Source organism: Streptosporangium sp. NPDC002607, from assembly GCF_053592655.1.
Window position 1 is genome coordinate 95417 of the sequence record NZ_JBSFWD010000017.1, and the last position, 16493, is coordinate 111909.

Consider the following 16493-nt stretch of genomic DNA (forward strand, 5'->3'; position numbering starts at 1 on the left):
TGTCCGGTTCGGGCCCGTCCCGGAATCCTCGTCGCCGTATCGCCTGCCGGGTCCCATTCGTTGACCGCGGAGTTACCACAACGTCATAAACGGTTGTGGAACCGGGGGTGCCAGACGGGGGCTCCGGGAATACGGTGGACGGCGTGCGGCTGTACACGCGATCGGCTGGAGAGGGGCTTCCGGTCGTCCTCCTTCACGCGTTCCCCCTGTCATCGGCCATGTGGCTGGCCCAGCGTGAGGGCCTGGCCGAGGTCTGCAAGGTCATCACCCCCGATCTGCGCGGTTTCGGCGGCTCGGTGCTGGGCGGGGACGTTCCCTCCCTCGACGTGATGGCCGACGATGTCGTGCGCCTGCTGGACAGCGAGGGCGTCGACCGCGCGGTCGTCGGCGGCCTGTCCATGGGCGGCTACGTGACGATGGCCCTGTGCCGCCGCCACCCCGACCGGCTGCTGGGGGTGATCCTCGCCGGCACGAAGGCGGGTGCCGACCCGGAGGCCGCGAGATCCAACCGCGAGCGGATCGCCGCCGCGGTGCTCCAGGAGGGCACCTCCGTCCTGCTGAAGGAGTTGCTGCCGGGGCTGGTCGGGCAGACCACGGTGCGGAGCAGGGCGATGGTGTTCGGCCGGGTGCGCGGGCTGGTCCAGTCGGCTCCGCCGACGGCCGCGGCCTGGGCGCAACGGGCCATGGCCGGCCGTCCCGACTCCTTTGACACGCTGCGGGCGATCAAGACGCCGGTCCTGGTGATCGTGGGCGAGGAGGACGAGATCACCCCGCCCGCGGAAGCGGGCGCGATGGTCGAGGCGGTGCCCGACGGGCGGCTGGCCGTCATCGAGAAGGCCGGCCATCTCAGCGCGATCGAGCAGCCCGAGGCGTTCAACCGGGCGGTGTCGGACTTCATCGCCGAGCTTGCCGGGGGATCACCACCTCGCGGATGAGCAGGGCGATCGCCGCGGCCAATCGAGATCGACCGGCGCCGTTGCAGCGCCTCGACGGCCGGGTTGAGTCCCACGGCGAGGACGATCACGTTTGGCGAGGTGACCACCGCCTGGGCGCTCGCCCATGCGGTCAGGCCGACGATGAACGGGCTCTCGGCCAGGGGTTTTCCCGGCTGCCCGTAGGGCGCCCGGCCCTGGCGAGCCTCTCCGGGGGAACCGGTCGAGACCTGGTACGGGACATTCTCGTACGGGCCCCTGGCGGGCACCTCGAAGGGCGGGACCGGCTCCCGGCCCGGGGCGGGGCCCCGGAATCGTCGGACACCGGTGACGCTTCGGGCACTGCCGATCCTGACGGTGGGTAAGAGGGGCAGGTAAGTGGGGCCGGTAGCCGAGAGAGCCTGGTGACCGTGAAGGTCACCAGGCTCTCTCGTCAGCCGTCGTCAACGCCCCGGAGTCAGCGGCCGCCTATTCCTGCCACCACTCCGCGTCGTCGTCCTTCTCCGCCCTGGCGGGAGTCGGAACCGGCTTCTCGGCACCGTTGGTGGCGGCGGGGATGGCCGGCTTCGGCGGGGCCGCGGTGATCGCGGGCTCCGGGTCGGCGGCCGGGAGCGGCGCGCCACCGAGCAGCTGGCGCAGCTGCGCGAGGTGGCTGGTGATGCTGTCGCGCTGGCGGGTCAGCTCGTCGACCTGGCGCTGGGCGACAGAGCGGCTCCGCTCGGATTCCGCCTTGGCCTCGGAGACGATGGACTCGGCGCTCGACTTGGCCTCGGACACGACCTGGTCGGCGTTCTTGCGCGCGTTGGCCAGCAGCTGCTTGGCGTGCGTGTCGGCCTCGCGGCGGGTCTGCTCGGCCTGCTGGGTGGCCTTGGTGGCGCGCTGCTCGGCGGTGGCCGCACGCTGCTCGGCCTCGGCGACCAGCTTCTGGGTGGCGGCCTGCGCGGTGGCGTGGCGCTCGGCCTCCTGGCGCTCGGCCTCCTCGCGCCGGGCGGCGAGCTGGATCTCGAACTCCGCCTCGTCCTGGGCCCGCTTGGCCTCGGACTCCTCAAGCACCCGCTGGGCCTGGGCGCGCATCTCGTCGGCCTGGCGCTTGGCGGTGGTGAGGACCTCGTCACGCTCGCGCTTGGTCGAGGCGCGCAGCTGGGCCACCTCGCGCTCGGTGGTGGTGCGCAGCTTGGCGATCTCGCGCTCGGCGTCGGCGCGCTTCTCGGCCACCTCGTGGTCGGCGGTGGCCCGCAGCTTGGAGACCTCGCGCTCGGTGGTGGCGGTCAGCTCGTCGGCCTCGCGGCGGGCGGTCGAGCGGATCTCCTCGGCCTCGCGCTCCGCGGTGGTGCGCATCTCGTCGACCTCGCGGGTGGCGAGGGCGCGCTTCTCCGCGGCCTCGTTCTCCGCGGCGGCACGCAGGTCGGCGGCCTCGACCTTGGAGGCCGCCTTGATCTCGTTCGCCTCGGACCTGGCTGCCTGGACCAGCTCGGTCGCCTGTTCCTCAGCCAGGCGGAGCAGTTGCTCGATCCGGGCGCCGAGGCCGGAGTAGGTCGGGCGCTCCTGCTCCTGAAGTTGGCGCTGGGAGTCGGACAGATCCCGCTGCAGGTTCTGGACCTGCTCCCGGGACTGCCGAAGCTCACCGTCGATTTGCTTTAGATGGTCGTGGACCTGGTGCCGGTCATAGCCCCGGAGCACCACGTCGAATTCCCGAGCGGGGGCGTCTTCAAAGAAGTTGTTGAGCTGGGCGTCGATGTCGGACTGCATGGAGGCTCGATCCTGGGTTGTCGAGACGGCTACACGGGCCGGACGGGGGTTTCAGGCATCCGAAGCGGGAGCCGGGGCGGGATCCACGTCCGGTGGTACGCCAGCGTACTCCGCCGTTGCCGAGTTGGCGGTCTCGTCCGACTTTATGCGCGACTTGTTACGTATCGGCGTTTCTTGCATTCGACGTGGTCTCAGCTTGCCTTTCCGGAGCCTGTACGAGTTCGGTAAGCATTCCCCCCACGTCTTTGGGGTGAAGAAAGGCGATGGACGAACCCATGGAGCCGTGGCGCGGCCGTTCGTCGAGCAGTCGGACGCCCCTGCCGCCGATCGTGTCCAGAGCACGCACGACGTCCGGAACACCGAAGGCGACATGATGAACGCCTTCCCCGCGCTTCGCGAGAAATTTACCGACCGGCGTGTCGGAACCGAGCGGTTCGAGGAGCTGGATATACGATCCACCGCCCTCCCCGTCGGCGATGTGCAGCATCGCCTCCTTCACCCCCTGCTCGGCGTTCACCTCGCGGGCCACCACCGTGAGCTCGAAGGTCTGCTCGAAAAAAGCGATCTTCTCCTCAAGATCGTGGCAGGCGATTCCCACGTGGTCGATGCGCATGAACATAGAGCCATCCTCCTTCAAGGTCACCGATGTGCCCATGGGTATGGTGGCAAAGTCGCTCCAAGCCCTGTCAGGGAGGCCCCCTGTTATGTCCGTTTCCGTCATCGTCTCCGGGGCTCGAACCCCCATCGGCCGACTGCTCGGCTCGCTGTCCGGCCTGTCGGCCGTCGAACTCGGCGGCATCGCGATCAAAGCCGCGCTGGAGCGTTCCGGCGTCGCTCCAGAGGCGGTACAGTACGTGATCATGGGGCAGGTGCTCCAGGCGGGTGTGGGTCAGATGCCCTCCCGCCAGGCCGCCGTCAAGGCGGGCATCCCGATGTCCGTGCCGTCCCTGACGATCAACAAGGTCTGCCTTTCCGGCCTGGACTCCATCGCCCTGGCCGACCAGCTCATCCGGGCCGGTGAGTTCGACATCGTGGTCGCGGGCGGCATGGAGTCCATGTCGAACGCCCCGCACCTGCTGCCCGGCCTGCGCAAGGGCGTGAAGTACGGTGCCGCCGGCATCATCGACTCGATGGCCTTCGACGGCCTCACCGACGTCTACGACCAGGTGGCCATGGGCGAGTCCACCGAGCGGCACAACGCGCGCTTCGGGCTGACCCGCGAGGAGCAGGACGAGTTCTCCGCCCGCTCCCACACGCTCGCCGCCGCCGCGATCAAGAACGGGACCTTCGACGACGAGATCGTGCCGGTGGCGATCCCGCAGCGCAAGGGCGAGCCGACGGTCTTCTCCGCCGACGAGGGCGTGCGCGGGGACACCACGGTCGAGGTCCTGTCGCGACTGCGACCGGCGTTCACCAAGGACGGCACGATCACCGCCGGGTCCGCCTCGCAGATCTCCGACGGCGCCTGCGCCGTCGTCGTGATGTCCAAGGCCAAGGCCGAGGAACTCGGTCTTGAGTGGCTGGCCGAGATCGGCGCCCACGGCAACGTCGCCGGGCCCGACAACTCGCTCCAGTCCCAGCCGGCCAACGCGATCAAGCACGCCCTCGGCAAGCAGGGACTCGTCGCCGGTGACCTCGACCTGGTGGAGATCAACGAGGCCTTCGCCCAGGTGGTCCTGCAGTCGGTCAAGGAGCTCGACGTCCCCCTCGACAAGGTCAACGTCAACGGCGGCGGCATCGCGGTCGGCCACCCGATCGGCGCCTCCGGCGCCCGCATCGTCCTCGCCCTCGCCTACGAGCTCAAGCGCAGGGGCGGCGGCCTCGGCGCGGCCGGCCTCTGCGGCGGCGGCGGGCAGGGTGACGCTCTGATCATCCGCGTTCCCTCGGCATGACCTTGGAGGTCTCCGACCTGGTCGCGCTGGCCAGGGAGGGCCGACCCCGGGCCGTGGCCCGGTTGATCTCCATGGTCGAGAACGGTTCCCCCGGACTCAGGGAGATCGCCGCGCTGCTCTGCGCCGACCGGCCACACCAGGCCCGGATCATCGGCCTGACCGGCCCGCCCGGCGTCGGCAAGTCGACCTCCACGGGGATGTTGGTCCACGCGTTCCGCAGGCGTGGCGTGAGGGTCGGCGTGCTCGCCGTCGACCCTTCCTCGCCGTTCACCGGCGGGGCGCTGCTGGGCGACCGGGTTCGGATGCAGGACCACGCCACCGATCCGGACGTGTTCATCAGGTCGATGGCGAGCAGGGGCCACCTGGGCGGGCTGTCGTGGGCCACGCCCCAGGCGCTGCGCGTCCTGGAGGCGGCCGGCTGCGAGGTCATCCTCGTCGAGACCGTCGGTGTCGGCCAGGCGGAGGTCGACATCGCCTCGCTGGCCGACACCACGGTCGTGCTGCTCGCCCCGGGGATGGGCGACGGCGTCCAGGTGGCCAAGGCGGGCATCCTGGAGATCGCCGACGTGTTCGTGGTGAACAAGGCCGACCGAGAGGGCACCCAGGCCGCGATCCGCGAGCTCCGCAACATGATCGCCCTGGTCGACCGGCCCTGGAGACCGCCGATCGTGCCGACCGTGGCACTGCGGGGGGAGGGCGCCGAGGAGGTGGTCGCGGCCCTCGACGGCCACCTGGCCTATCTGGAGGGGGCGGGCGAGCTCGTCCGCCGCCGCCAGGCCAGGGCCCGGGACGAGATCGAGGCGATCGCCCTCACCACCCTGCGCTCCCGCTTCGCCGACCTGCACGGAGACCGGCGCCTCGACGCCCTCGCCACCCGCGTTCTGGACGCGGAACTCGACCCCTACACCGCGGCTGACGAGCTTCTGACGGCGGTGGGGCGGCCGGGTTGATCCCCCGGCACTGAGCGGCGCCCGCGAACCCTCACCGCGCTTCCAAGGTGTCCCAAGGGGCGGGCGAGGTCGTCTCCGCGGCGGCGCGCCGCCGAACCCGGTGAGCGTGGGCGGGGCCCCGCACCGGCCGGAGCGCCGAGGGCCGGGACGCGGGGGCGTCAGGTCTCGTCGGCGAACTTGACGATGACCTTCTCGAAGCCGAGACCCTTCAGCATGCCCTCAAGCATGATCTTGGTGTTCTGGTCGGCGCGGTTGCGCAGATCGCTGGCCAGAGCGGCTTCGGCGATCTTCTTCTCGGCCAGCACGTAGAGCTCCTGCTGGTCTGAGGGGGAGGAGGACAGGAAGTCCTCGACCCGGTCCAGCAGACCGCGCTGCTGGGCGTAGACATAGGAGCGCTTGTTGTCGAGATTCGGCTTCTCCAGCTGGGCGCGGGGCAGCCTGACCGTGACCTCGGTGCGGTCGGGGGAGACCGTCAGCCCGCCGTTGCCGATGCCGCCGAAGTCGACGTAGGCGTCGACGCCACCGGCACCGACGAAGAGCGTCCGGCTGCCCTTGACCGCGTCGGGCAGGAAGGCGGCGTCCTTCTCCAGGTCGACCACGACCTGGAAGTTGCCGGTGGCGGCCTCGAAACGGCTGAGGTTGTGAATGGACTCCAGCAGCACGGGCTGGCTGCGGTCGATCGTGGCCTCGCCGAACGGGTTCAGCCACGACCAGGTCAGGCGAGCACCCACGACGAGAAGAACCATGACGACGAGCAGCCCGGCGAGGAAACGCCAGCGGCGCCTGCGAGGCGCCGCCTGGGGGGTCTCGGGCGGAGCTTCTTGGGAGGCTTTCACGAAGCTCTCCTTCCCCGGGGGGCGACCTTCTCACGCCGAGCCTATGCCGATCTTGTCAGCCCCGTGGCGACGGCGGCGTGCCGCCTTCGGCGAAGGGGGCACGCCACGGGGCGGGCGGGACGCCGGTCCCGGGCGGCGGCGGCCCGCCGGGTGCCTGGTGGACGGGGCCTGACCTGGGCTCGGGCCCGGTCGAGGTGCCTCCCGCCCCCTGCCCCGGCTGGCCGTACTGTCCTGTCTGGGCGGTCTGCCCGGACTGGCCGCCAAAGTGAGTGCTTTGTAACCGGCAGCCGGTGAAGTCCGCGTAGTAGAGCCGGAGCCAGTCGCGCCGCTGGACGTCCGTGAGCCCCGAGAACCACGCCGCCGCGTACCGGTGCTCCGCGAGCGGCCCGCCGGGAAGCGGCTCACCCCGCAGCCACGCGGCCACGATGTCGCGGTAGCCCGCCGCGGAAGTGGCGTCACACCGCGCGGCCAGGCCGTCGACGAACTCGTCGGCCGCCTTCTCGGCGAACCCCGTGGCCAGATCGTCCACGTGGATCGCGATCACGCCCGCGGAGAGGGCGGAACCGTCACGCCTGGGGTGCTGCTCCACCCGGGAGAACTCCCCGGGTGTCCCGGCCAGCCGGGAGGCGATCTTGATGAACTCCGAGCCCAGTTCGGGTAGTCCGGCGCGCATCCCCGGGTGCACGCAGACCATGATCGGCCACTCCTGGCAGCTGTAGACGATCTGCTGGGCCGAGACCGGCTGCTCCTCGGTGAACAGGCGGGCCATGCCGGTCCCCGCCGCCAGCACCGCGATCAGCGCGGCGGCCAGCACCAGGGCCTGGCGCGTCACGACCGCGGCCCAGCCGAGCAGGAGCGCCGCGCTGATCCCCACCAGCCAGAGCGTCTGGTCGGTGAACGCCGCCGAGTTCAGCCCCTGGAACGGGTCGTACGGCTCCCGCGTGGCGGGGGCGAGCCGGTCGGCCCAGGTCGGCCCGTGACACAGCCAGGTGAACAGGCTGTAGCAACCGAGTCCGGCCAGGACCGGCGTGATCGTCCACGGCATCAGCCAGCCGGTGACCCAGCCGATGACGACGTACAGCGCCAGCCCGGCCACGCCCATCACCAGGCCGCTGGGCAGCAGTCGCCCGGCCTGCTCGGTGATCATGGTCCTGACCGCCAGGACCATGACGGTGGCGGTGAACGCGCCACCCGTCACCACCAGGATCGCCAGCGGCGCCCGCACCGCCTGCCACGGGGTCATCGATCGGCCCCCCGTCCCGCGCCGCCTGCGCACCGCCACCCACGCGGCGAACGCGGCCGCCACCGGGCCGGTCAACCGGAGCGAGCCGATCACCGCGACGATGATGTTCTCCCACGCGCTGACACCGGGAACCAGGACGCTCCACGCCGCGACCACCCCGAGCACGAGCAGGATGGCGACCGCCATCAACCCGCTCTGCTGGAGTTCCTCGCGTGAAACGCCCCTGTGCTCACGCACCGGTGGGCGTGGTGAGAACCCACGCCGAGCCGGTGTAGCCGAAGTGCGTCCGGCGTTCGAACGCCGTCAAGTTGTCGTTCATCAAGCACCCCCCGTGCCGTGAATGTGCGGATGCCGGTCCCCTCGGCACCGGTCCGGCTCGCTTCCCCCGCAGGCCGGACTGAGTCAGCGTGGCCACTTGGCCACGGCCTCACCATTCGATGTGGGAACCATAACGGAGCGTGACGTTTGGCGTCCGGGTTCTTGGTGAAGCCATCAGGATGGTGACTCTACGTATATGGGCGAATCGGGATGAGGCCGCGCTACCGTAGCCCTGTGGTTACCGGTCAGCTGAATCTCCCGTTTGACCCCATCGAGCGTGCCGCGAAGACGTGGCGCGTTCACTTCGGGCCCTCCTCGGCCATGGCCGCCGTCACATCGATCATGAGAGCGCAGCAGATCCTGCTGTCGCAACTGGACACGCTGCTCAAACCGCATGACTTGACCTTCGCCAGATACGAGGCCCTGGTGCTGCTGACCTTCAGCAGGACCGGAGCGCTGCCGCTCTCCAGGATCGGTGAGCGTCTGATGGTCCATCCCACGAGCGTGACCAACACCGTGAGCCGCCTGGAAAGTGCCGGTCTGGTACGTCGCATGCCCAATCCCCGCGACGGCCGGGGGGTGCTCGCCGAGATCACCGACCGGGGGCGGGAGGTCGTCCGCGGGGCGACCGCCGACCTGATGGAGGCCGACTTCGCCATGCCCATGTACGGCGAGGATGAGCTGGAGCAGATGTTCGACCTCCTCAGAACCCTCCGCGTCGCCGCCGGCGACTTTTTTGCTGGCGACGCTAACGCGTCGCGGTGAGGCCGCGTGCCCACGGCGACGCTGGCGCGGCCTCACGGGAGTCCCTTGGTCCACGAACACAGGCACGTCCCCGTGGAAGTTCTTGGGTTGGTCGCCGGTGAGGGCTCGCTCTCGCCAAGGATTAGTAGGACGTCCTAGTATTTTGGGAGAGGCCACAGGCCGTACAGGGGGTTGGCCATGGACGCTGAGCAGGTCGAGGCGGGGCGTGCGCGCTGGCAGGCGCGGTTCGACGGGGCTCGCAGGCGTGAGGCCGAGTTCCGCACCCTGTCCGGGCTCGACGTCGAGCCGGTCTACGGTCCGGACGGCGGTGACCCGCGGATGGAGCGCATCGGCTGGCCGGGGGAGTTCCCCTTCACCCGCGGTCTGCATTCCACCGGCTACCGGGGCAAGGCATGGACCATCCGGCAGTTCGCCGGGTTCGGCAACGCGCGGCAGACCAACGAGCGCTACAAGATGATCCTCGCCGCGGGCGGTGACGGGTTGAGCGTGGCCTTCGACATGCCCACGCTGATGGGCCGCGACTCCGACGACCCGCGATCGCTCGGCGAGGTGGGCCACTGCGGCGTGGCGATCGACTCCGTGCTGGACATGGACCTGCTCTTCGAGGGCATCCCGCTCGGCGACATCACCACCTCGATGACGATCAGCGGTCCGGCCGTCCCGATCTTCTGCATGTACGTCGTCGCCGCCGAGCGGCAGGGGGTGCCGGTCACCAGGCTCAACGGCACCCTGCAGACCGACATCTTCAAGGAGTACATAGCGCAGAAGGAGTGGCTGTTCGCCCCCGAGCCGCATCTGCGGCTGATCGGCGACCTGATGGAGTTCTGCGCGGCGGAGGTGCCCGCGTACAAGCCGCTCAGCGTCTCCGGCTACCACATCCGCGAGGCCGGGGCCACGGCCGCCCAGGAGCTGGCCTTCACCCTGGCCGACGGGTTCGGCTACGTGGAGCTCGGCCTGTCGCGCGGCCTGGACATCGACGTCTTCGCCCCCGGCCTGTCCTTCTTCTTCGACGCGCACATCGACTTCTTCGAGGAGATCGCCAAGTTCAGGGCCGCCCGGCGGATCTGGGCGCGGTGGCTGCGCGACGTCTACGGGGCCGGCACGGAGAAGGCCCAGTGGCTGCGCTTCCACACCCAGACGGCGGGCGTGTCACTGACCGCGCAGCAGCCGTACAACAACGTGGTGCGTACCGCGGTCGAGGCGCTCGCGGCGGTGCTCGGCGGCACCAACTCGCTGCACACCAACGCGCTGGACGAGGTCCTCGCGCTGCCCTCCACGAGGGCGGCGGAGATCGCGCTCCGCACCCAGCAGGTGCTCATGGAGGAGACCGAGGTCGTCAACGTCGCCGACCCGCTCGGCGGATCCTGGTACGTGGAGGCGCTGACCGACCGGCTGGAGGCCGAGGCCGAGGCGACCTTCACGAGGATCCGGGAGATGGGCGCCGACGGCACGATGACCTCGGGCATCCTGCGCGGCATCGAGGACGGCTGGTTCATGTCCGAGATCGCCGAGGCGGCCTTCGACTACCAGCGCAAGCTGGAGAAGGGCGAGAAGAGGATCGTCGGGGTGAACTGCCACACGGCGTCCGTCGACGAGCCGCTGGAGATCCTCCGGGTGGGTCACGAGGTCGAGCGCGAGCAGCGCCGCGTCCTCGCCGAGCGCCGCGCCGCCCGTGACCAGGCGGCCGTGGACGCCGCCCTGGCCGCGATGAGGCGGGCGGCCAGGGCGGCGGGCAACATGATCCCCGCCATGCTCGACGCGGCCAGGGCCGAGGCCACGCTGGGTGAGATCTGCGACGTGTTGCGCGGTGAGTGGGGCGTCTACACCGAACCGGCGCGTTTCTAGTGAGGGCGCGTCGGGGCACCGGCCGGGATACGGCAGGATTGGAACCATGAGCCCAGCGGACTTCACTCGACCCGGATCGCTCTACGGCGCCGTCGATCTCGGCGCTCGCAAGCAGGCACTGGAGGCACAGGCGCGGCGGGAGAGCGCCGCGCAGGAAACCGGCGGTGTTCCGGCGCCGGTCATCGATGTCGACGACGCCAACTTCGCGACCGAGGTCGTAGAACGCTCCATGAACAGCCTCGTGCTGCTGGAGCTCACCGTCACCCGCGCCGAGCAGGCCAAACAGTACAGCCTGCTGCTGGAGAAACTGGCCGCCGAGAACGCCGGCCGGTGGACCCTGGCCAGGGTCGACGTTGAGATCAACCAGCAGATCGCGCAGGCGCTACGGGTGCAGAACGTGCCCGCCCTGTACGCCATCTTCCAGGGACAGCCGGTGGCCGTGGTTCCGGGCATCGCCACCGAGCCACAGCTCCGTGACTGGCTGTCGCAGCTCATGGAGGCGCTGGCGCAGTATCTCCCGCCCCCCACCGAGGAGGGCGAGGAAAAGCAGGAGCAGCCGCAGGAGCCCCCGGTCGACCCGGACGTGCTCGCCGCCGAGCAGGCCGTCGACGCCGGTGACCTCGACGGCGCGGTGGCCGCGTACGAGCGGCTGCTGGCTCGCTCGCCGAACAACCAGGACGCGAAGCTGGGCCTGGCCGGGCTCGGCCTGATCCGCAGGACGCAGGACGTCGACCCGGCTGACCTGCAGAGCAGGCTGGCCGACCCCGCGGACATCGAGGCCCAGCTCCTGGCCGCCGACTTCGAGATGCTCTCCGGCGAGGTGGACAGGGCCTTCGACCGGCTCGTCGACGTGGTGCGCCGCACCTCGGGGGCCGAGCGGGACAGGGCCAGGGTGCACCTGCTCGGCCTGTTCGACACGCTCCCCGGAGACGACCCGTCCATCGCCAGGGCCCGCAGGAACCTGGCCAGCGCCCTGTTCTGAGCACCCCGCCTCCGAGTGCCCGGCCCGGCGGCCCGCCCGCCGCGGGGCGGGCGCCGCCCCGCGGAGCCGTCTTCGGTGACGAGCGTCACGATGGGCCGGGACGAGGTGTTTCGTGACCGCATCTACATGTGCGGGGATCGCCGCCCCCGGTGCGCACACTCCCCTGGTGATGGCACGATGGAGGCATCCCAACTTAAGTTAGTCGCAAAGGAGCGGATCGGCTGTGGCCACCGTGCCGAGTGTGTCGTACTCCATCACCGTGCGCCTGGAGGTGCCCGCCGGCGGCAAGGCCGTCAGCCAGCTCACCCACGCGGTAGAGTCCGCCGGGGGTGTGGTCACCGCGCTCGACGTGACCACGGCCGGGCATGAGACGCTGCGCATCGACGTCACCTGCGCCGCGCGTGACACCGATCACGCGCAGGCGATCGTCGACAAGCTGGAGGGCGTCGAGGGCGTCGTCATCCACAAGGTCTCCGACCGGACCTTCCTCATGCACCTCGGTGGAAAGATCGAGATGCGGTCGAAGGTGCCGCTGCGCAACCGGGACGAGCTCTCCATGGCGTACACGCCCGGCGTCGCCCGGGTCTCGATGGCCATCGCCCGCAACCCCGAGGACGCTCGCCGCCTGACCATCAAGCGCAACACCGTCGCCGTCGTCACCGACGGCTCGGCGGTGCTCGGCCTGGGCAACATCGGCCCGGCCGCCGGACTCCCCGTCATGGAGGGCAAGGCCGCGCTGTTCAAGCGGTTCGCCGACATCGACGCCTGGCCGATCTGCCTGGACACCCAGGACGTCGACGAGATCGTGCGGACCGTGCAGATCATCGCTCCCGGTTTCGGCGGCATCAACCTGGAGGACATCTCGGCGCCGCGCTGCTTCGAGGTGGAGCGGCGGCTGCGCGAGCTGCTGGACATCCCGGTCTTCCACGACGACCAGCACGGCACCGCGATCTGCGTGCTGGCCGCGCTCACCAACGCGCTGCGCGTGGTCGGCAAGGACCTGGGTGAGGTCCGCATCGCCCTCGCGGGCGCGGGCGCGGCGGGTACGGCGGTGCTGCGACTGCTGCTCGCGGCGGGCGCCCGCAACGTGGTCGTCTGCGACTACCTGGGCGCGGTGCACCGCGGGCGCCAGGACCTGGACGACTCGCTCCAGTGGATCGCCGACCACACCAACGCCGATGGCTACGCGGGCGACCTGCGCGGCGCGGTCAAGGGCGCCGACGTGTTCATCGGCGTGTCCGCGCCCGGCATCCTCAACGGCGACGACATCGCCACGATGGCCAAGGACGCCGTGGTCTTCGCGCTCGCCAACCCCGAGCCCGAGGTCTCGCCCGACATCGCTCGTGAGCACGCAGCGGTGGTCGCCACCGGTCGCTCCGACTATCCGAACCAGATCAACAACGTGCTGGCCTTCCCCGGCGTCTTCCGCGGCCTGCTCGACGCGCAGGCCACCGTGGTCAGCCAGGAGATGCTGCTGGCCGCGGCCAAGGCGCTGGCCGACGTGGTGACCACCGAGGAGCTCGGCCCCAACTACATCGTCCCCAGCGTGTTCCACCCGGACGTGTCGGGCGCCGTCGCGGCGGCCGTGCGCGAGTCGGCCGGCGGCCGTGCGCGTACGGGTATGACGGAGGCCTGAGGCCCGTCGTCAGGCCGTCGTCACCGTCCCGTTCCGCGATCTTCGCTCCATGGAGTTCCGTCCTGTGCGCGTCGCGTGACGAGCGCATGAGGTCCGGGTCATCAGAAGGGCGGGGGGAGCAGCGCGAAGGGGTGTTCACCCCTCATGATGGAGGTATGGCGGAGGCGATCTACGTCGGTGGGCTTCTGGTGGCCACCCCGCAGCTGGAGGATCCCAACTTCCGGCGCAGCGTGGTCCTGGTGCTGGAGCACGACCTCGATGGCGGCACCCTGGGCGTGGTGCTCAACAGACCGAGTGACATCTCGGTGACCCAGGTGCTGCCGACCTGGGACACCATGGTCACCGGCCCGTCCGTGCTGTTCCAGGGAGGCCCCGTGCAGACCGACAGCGCCTTGGCGCTGGCCGCGGTGCCGAGCGGGCAGGAGCCGCTCGGCTGGCGGCGGCTGCACGCGGGCACCGCGGCGGTCTCCAGGCTCGGCACCGTCGACCTCGACGCGCCGCCGGAGATCCTCGCCGGGGAGATCGCCCAGATGCGCATCTTCGCGGGGTACGCCGGATGGTCGGCCGGGCAGCTGGAGAGCGAGATCGGCGAGGGCGCCTGGTACGTCGTGGACTCGGAGCCCGGCGACACCTTCCACCACGATCCCGAGTCGCTCTGGCGGGCCGTGCTCCGCCGCCAGCGGGGCGAGCTGGCCTACGTGGCCACCTGCCCCGACGACCCGTCGATGAACTAGGTCCTGTCCTGCGGATCTTGCCGTAGCGAGGATCGGTCAGGCGGTGTCTCGCAAGGCGGAGGAGGGAGCCGCAGCGTGCTGCGGTGACCGACGACAACGCGGCGAGGCGCCGCCTGGGCGACCGCAGTAGGCAAAAGATCCGCAGGACAGGACCTAGACCAGGTGCCCGGGGCGGTCCCAGCCGGGGCGCAGGGAGCGTTCGGCCAGGGCGAGGGTCGACTCCAGGCGGGCGGCGAGGGCCTTGACGTCGTTGATGTCGGCGGGCTCGCAGAGCTCGAAGCCGACCCGGGCGACGGCGGTGAAGAGCGCCACCACGAAGTGGGGCAGGAGGTCGTCGGGGCCGGTGCCCTGGCGCCTGCTGATCTCGGCGATCAGCCGCCGCTCGTTCTCCACCAGCCGGCGCACGCTTCCCGCGAAGAGGGCAGGGGTGCTGTCGATCACTTCGCGGGCCCTGAGGAACCTGGCGGTGTCGTCGAGATCCCCCTCCTGGAGCATGGTGACCATCGCGCGCGCGGCGTGTGAGAGCGCGGTGAACGGCGCCTCGTCAGCCGGGCGGGTGGCCAGCTCGGCGAGCATGGCCTCCTGCCCGTCGGCGGCCAGGGACAGGGCGACGTCCTCCTTGGTGGCGAAGTAGCGGAAGAACGTGCGCGGAGAGACGTCCACGGCCGCGGCGATCTGGTCGACGGTCGTCGCCTCGTACCCCTGCTCAAGGAAGAGGGAGAGGGCGGCGTCGATCAGTGCCAGCCGGGTCTTCTGCTTCTTGCGCTCGCGAAGGCCTGGCCGACGCATGCTCGTCACCACCTCGAAACGTATAGTTCACAGTCTGCCATAAGTCATGTGCTGCCTCATAATAGAATTTGTCACTTGTCAGGGACTGCCATAAATTACCTCGGGTTGACGTCCCACGCGGGGGCGGACGAAAGATCAGGGGGGACCCTTCCATGGCGCAGGCCAAGACGGTGGCCACGACACCACCACCACCGGATCCGGGCAGATCATCCAGACAGGGGCACCCGTGGCTGACGCTGCTGGCGGTCTCCCTCGGCGTGATGATGGTGATGCTCGACGGCACCGTCGTCGCCATCGCCAACCCGGTGATCGGCAAGGAGCTCAACGCCTCCCTCGCCGACCTGCAGTGGGTGACCAGCGGTTACCTGCTCGCGCTCGCCGTGTTCCTGATCACCGCCGGCAAGCTCGGTGACCTGTTCGGGCACAAGCGGATCTTCGTGATCGGCATCGCGGGCTTCGCGCTCACCTCCCTGGCCATCGGCCTGTCCGACTCCATCACCTGGCTGATCGCCTTCCGCGTCCTGCAGGGGCTCTTCGGCGCCCTGCTGCAGCCCGCGGCCCTGGCCCTGCTCCGCGCGGCCTTCCCCGCGGAGAAGCTGAACATGGCGATCGGCGTCTGGGGCGCGGTGATCGGCCTGTCCAGCGCCGCCGGTCCCATCGTCGGCGGCCTGCTGGTGGAGCACGTCAACTGGCAGTCGGTCTTCTTCATCAACGTCCCGGTCGGCATCGTCGCCCTGGCCGTCGGGTTTCTGGTGATCAAGGAGAGCAGGGCGGCCTCGCTGTCCAGGATCGACTGGCTCGGCGTGGTCCTGCTCTCCGGCGCCATGTTCTGCATGGTCTGGGCGATCATCAAGGCCCCCGAGTACGGCTGGGGCGACACCAGGACGCTCGGCTTCCTGGCCGGTGCCGTGGTGCTCGGCGCCGCGTTCGTCTACTGGCAGACCAAGGCCACCGAGCCGCTCATCCCGCTCAGCCTGTTCGGCAACGCCTCGGTCGCGATCGGCACCGTGCTGATGGTGCTGGTGGCGTTCTCGATGTTCGGCGCGATGTTCTTCCTCACCTTCTACTTCCAGGGCGTGCACGGCCTGTCACCGCTCGACTCGGGTATGCGGATGCTCCCGATGAGCGCGGGCATGATCGTCGCCTCACCGCTGGCGGGCCTGGCGATCGGCAGACTCGGCCCGAAGATCACGATCTCGGCGGGCATGCTGATCACGGCCGTGGCCATGTTCCTCCTCTCCCGCCTGGGCATGGACGCGGGTTACGTCGACAGCGCGATCCCGTTCGTGCTGCTCGCCTTCGGCCTCTCCCCGGTGATGGTCGGCGCCACCGAGATCATCGTGGGCAACGCCCCAGAGGAGCTCAGCGGCGTGGCGGGCGGCGTGCAGCAGTCGGCGATGCAGGTCGGAGGCTCGATGGGCACCGCGGTGCTCGGCGCGATCGTCGCGGCCAAGGTGGCCGACGTGCTTCCCGGCTACTGGACGGCCGCCAAGCTCCCGGAACTCCCCGCCGAGCAGATGGAACTGGTCAAGCAGGGTGCCTCCTACGCCCAGGCCGGTGCGGCCCCCGGCACGCCCGAGCCGATCATGCAGGCCATCACCGGCGTCGTGCACTCGTCCTTCCTGGACGGCATGCACCTCGGTTTCACGGTCAGCACCGGGGTGGCCGTCCTCGCGGCGCTGCTCGCGCTCTTCGTCAGGGCGGGCCGCAAGAGCGAGGGCGCCGCGATCCACATGGGCTGAAAGCCCTCGAACACGGCTCCCACCCCAGGCCCGGCGCTCGATCGCCGGACCTGGGGCGTCGCGCCGGTGACCGGGGCGCG

Annotated in this window: 14 protein-coding genes; 9 read left to right on the forward strand and 5 right to left on the reverse strand. The window is 70.2% G+C overall.

Translation table 11 applies throughout. The features are described from left to right. The first annotated feature begins 143 nt into the window (after nt 1-143). Complete coding sequence (locus tag ACWD3H_RS20665) at nt 144-935, forward strand: alpha/beta fold hydrolase (RefSeq protein ID WP_355549942.1); 792 nt, start codon at nt 144-146, stop codon at nt 933-935. A 465-nt stretch (nt 936-1400) separates the two neighbouring features. On the opposite strand, the gene ACWD3H_RS20670 is transcribed toward ACWD3H_RS20665, so the two are convergent. Then, nucleotides 1401-2681: a DivIVA domain-containing protein gene (locus ACWD3H_RS20670; protein WP_350954739.1), complete on the reverse strand. Its 1281-nt coding sequence runs from the start codon at nt 2679-2681 to the stop codon at nt 1401-1403. A gap of 157 nt (nt 2682-2838) precedes the next feature. Continuing rightward, nucleotides 2839-3300, reverse strand: a complete 462-nt coding sequence (mce, locus tag ACWD3H_RS20675) for a methylmalonyl-CoA epimerase (protein WP_355625596.1) — start codon at nt 3298-3300, stop codon at nt 2839-2841. A gap of 85 nt (nt 3301-3385) precedes the next feature. Between mce and ACWD3H_RS20680 the strand changes: the two genes are divergently transcribed. Beyond that, nucleotides 3386-4573, forward strand: coding sequence for an acetyl-CoA C-acetyltransferase (locus ACWD3H_RS20680; RefSeq protein ID WP_350924752.1), 1188 nt, complete (start codon nt 3386-3388; stop codon nt 4571-4573). Nucleotides 4574-4575: 2 nt separating this feature from the next. Beyond that, nucleotides 4576-5523, forward strand: a complete 948-nt coding sequence (gene meaB, locus ACWD3H_RS20685; RefSeq protein WP_451956150.1) for a methylmalonyl Co-A mutase-associated GTPase MeaB — start codon at nt 4576-4578, stop codon at nt 5521-5523. 158 nt (nt 5524-5681) lie between these two features. Here the strand turns inward: meaB and ACWD3H_RS20690 are convergent, their stop codons facing one another. Both ACWD3H_RS20690 and ACWD3H_RS20695 read right to left on the reverse strand, forming a co-directional pair. Further along, entirely contained in the window at nt 5682-6359 is a 678-nt protein-coding gene (locus ACWD3H_RS20690; RefSeq protein WP_355549949.1) for a DUF4230 domain-containing protein, read from the reverse strand. Between the two features lie 55 nt (nt 6360-6414). Continuing rightward, on the reverse strand, nt 6415-7839 hold the full coding sequence (locus ACWD3H_RS20695) for a hypothetical protein (protein ID WP_451956113.1): 1425 nt from the start codon (nt 7837-7839) through the stop codon (nt 6415-6417). Nucleotides 7840-8130: 291 nt separating this feature from the next. Between ACWD3H_RS20695 and ACWD3H_RS20700 the strand changes: the two genes are divergently transcribed. The 5 genes from ACWD3H_RS20700 (at nt 8131) to ACWD3H_RS20720 (ending at nt 13882) form a co-directional block, all read left to right on the forward strand. Then, nucleotides 8131-8685, forward strand: a complete 555-nt coding sequence (locus ACWD3H_RS20700; protein ID WP_355549953.1) for a MarR family winged helix-turn-helix transcriptional regulator — start codon at nt 8131-8133, stop codon at nt 8683-8685. 177 nt (nt 8686-8862) lie between these two features. After that, nucleotides 8863-10530 carry an acyl-CoA mutase large subunit family protein gene (locus ACWD3H_RS20705; RefSeq protein ID WP_451956114.1) on the forward strand — a complete coding sequence of 556 codons (1668 nt, stop codon included), beginning with the start codon at nt 8863-8865 and terminating at the stop codon, nt 10528-10530. 46 nt (nt 10531-10576) lie between these two features. Further along, nucleotides 10577-11512: a tetratricopeptide repeat protein gene (locus ACWD3H_RS20710; RefSeq protein WP_355549957.1), complete on the forward strand. Its 936-nt coding sequence runs from the start codon at nt 10577-10579 to the stop codon at nt 11510-11512. A 223-nt stretch (nt 11513-11735) separates the two neighbouring features. Next, nucleotides 11736-13148 (forward strand): NAD-dependent malic enzyme, encoded by a 1413-nt coding sequence (locus tag ACWD3H_RS20715; RefSeq protein ID WP_355549959.1) that lies wholly within the window; start codon nt 11736-11738, stop codon nt 13146-13148. 155 nt (nt 13149-13303) lie between these two features. Continuing rightward, complete coding sequence (locus ACWD3H_RS20720) at nt 13304-13882, forward strand: YqgE/AlgH family protein (protein WP_343975538.1); 579 nt, start codon at nt 13304-13306, stop codon at nt 13880-13882. Between the two features lie 153 nt (nt 13883-14035). Here the strand turns inward: ACWD3H_RS20720 and ACWD3H_RS20725 are convergent, their stop codons facing one another. After that, the gene (locus tag ACWD3H_RS20725) at nt 14036-14671 is read right to left on the reverse strand and encodes a TetR family transcriptional regulator (protein WP_451956115.1); all 636 of its coding nucleotides are present in this window, start codon (nt 14669-14671) and stop codon (nt 14036-14038) included. A 152-nt stretch (nt 14672-14823) separates the two neighbouring features. Here ACWD3H_RS20725 and ACWD3H_RS20730 point away from each other — a divergent pair, with 152 nt between their 5' ends. Then, on the forward strand, nt 14824-16413 hold the full coding sequence (locus ACWD3H_RS20730; protein WP_451956116.1) for an MFS transporter: 1590 nt from the start codon (nt 14824-14826) through the stop codon (nt 16411-16413). Nucleotides 16414-16493 lie beyond the last annotated feature (80 nt).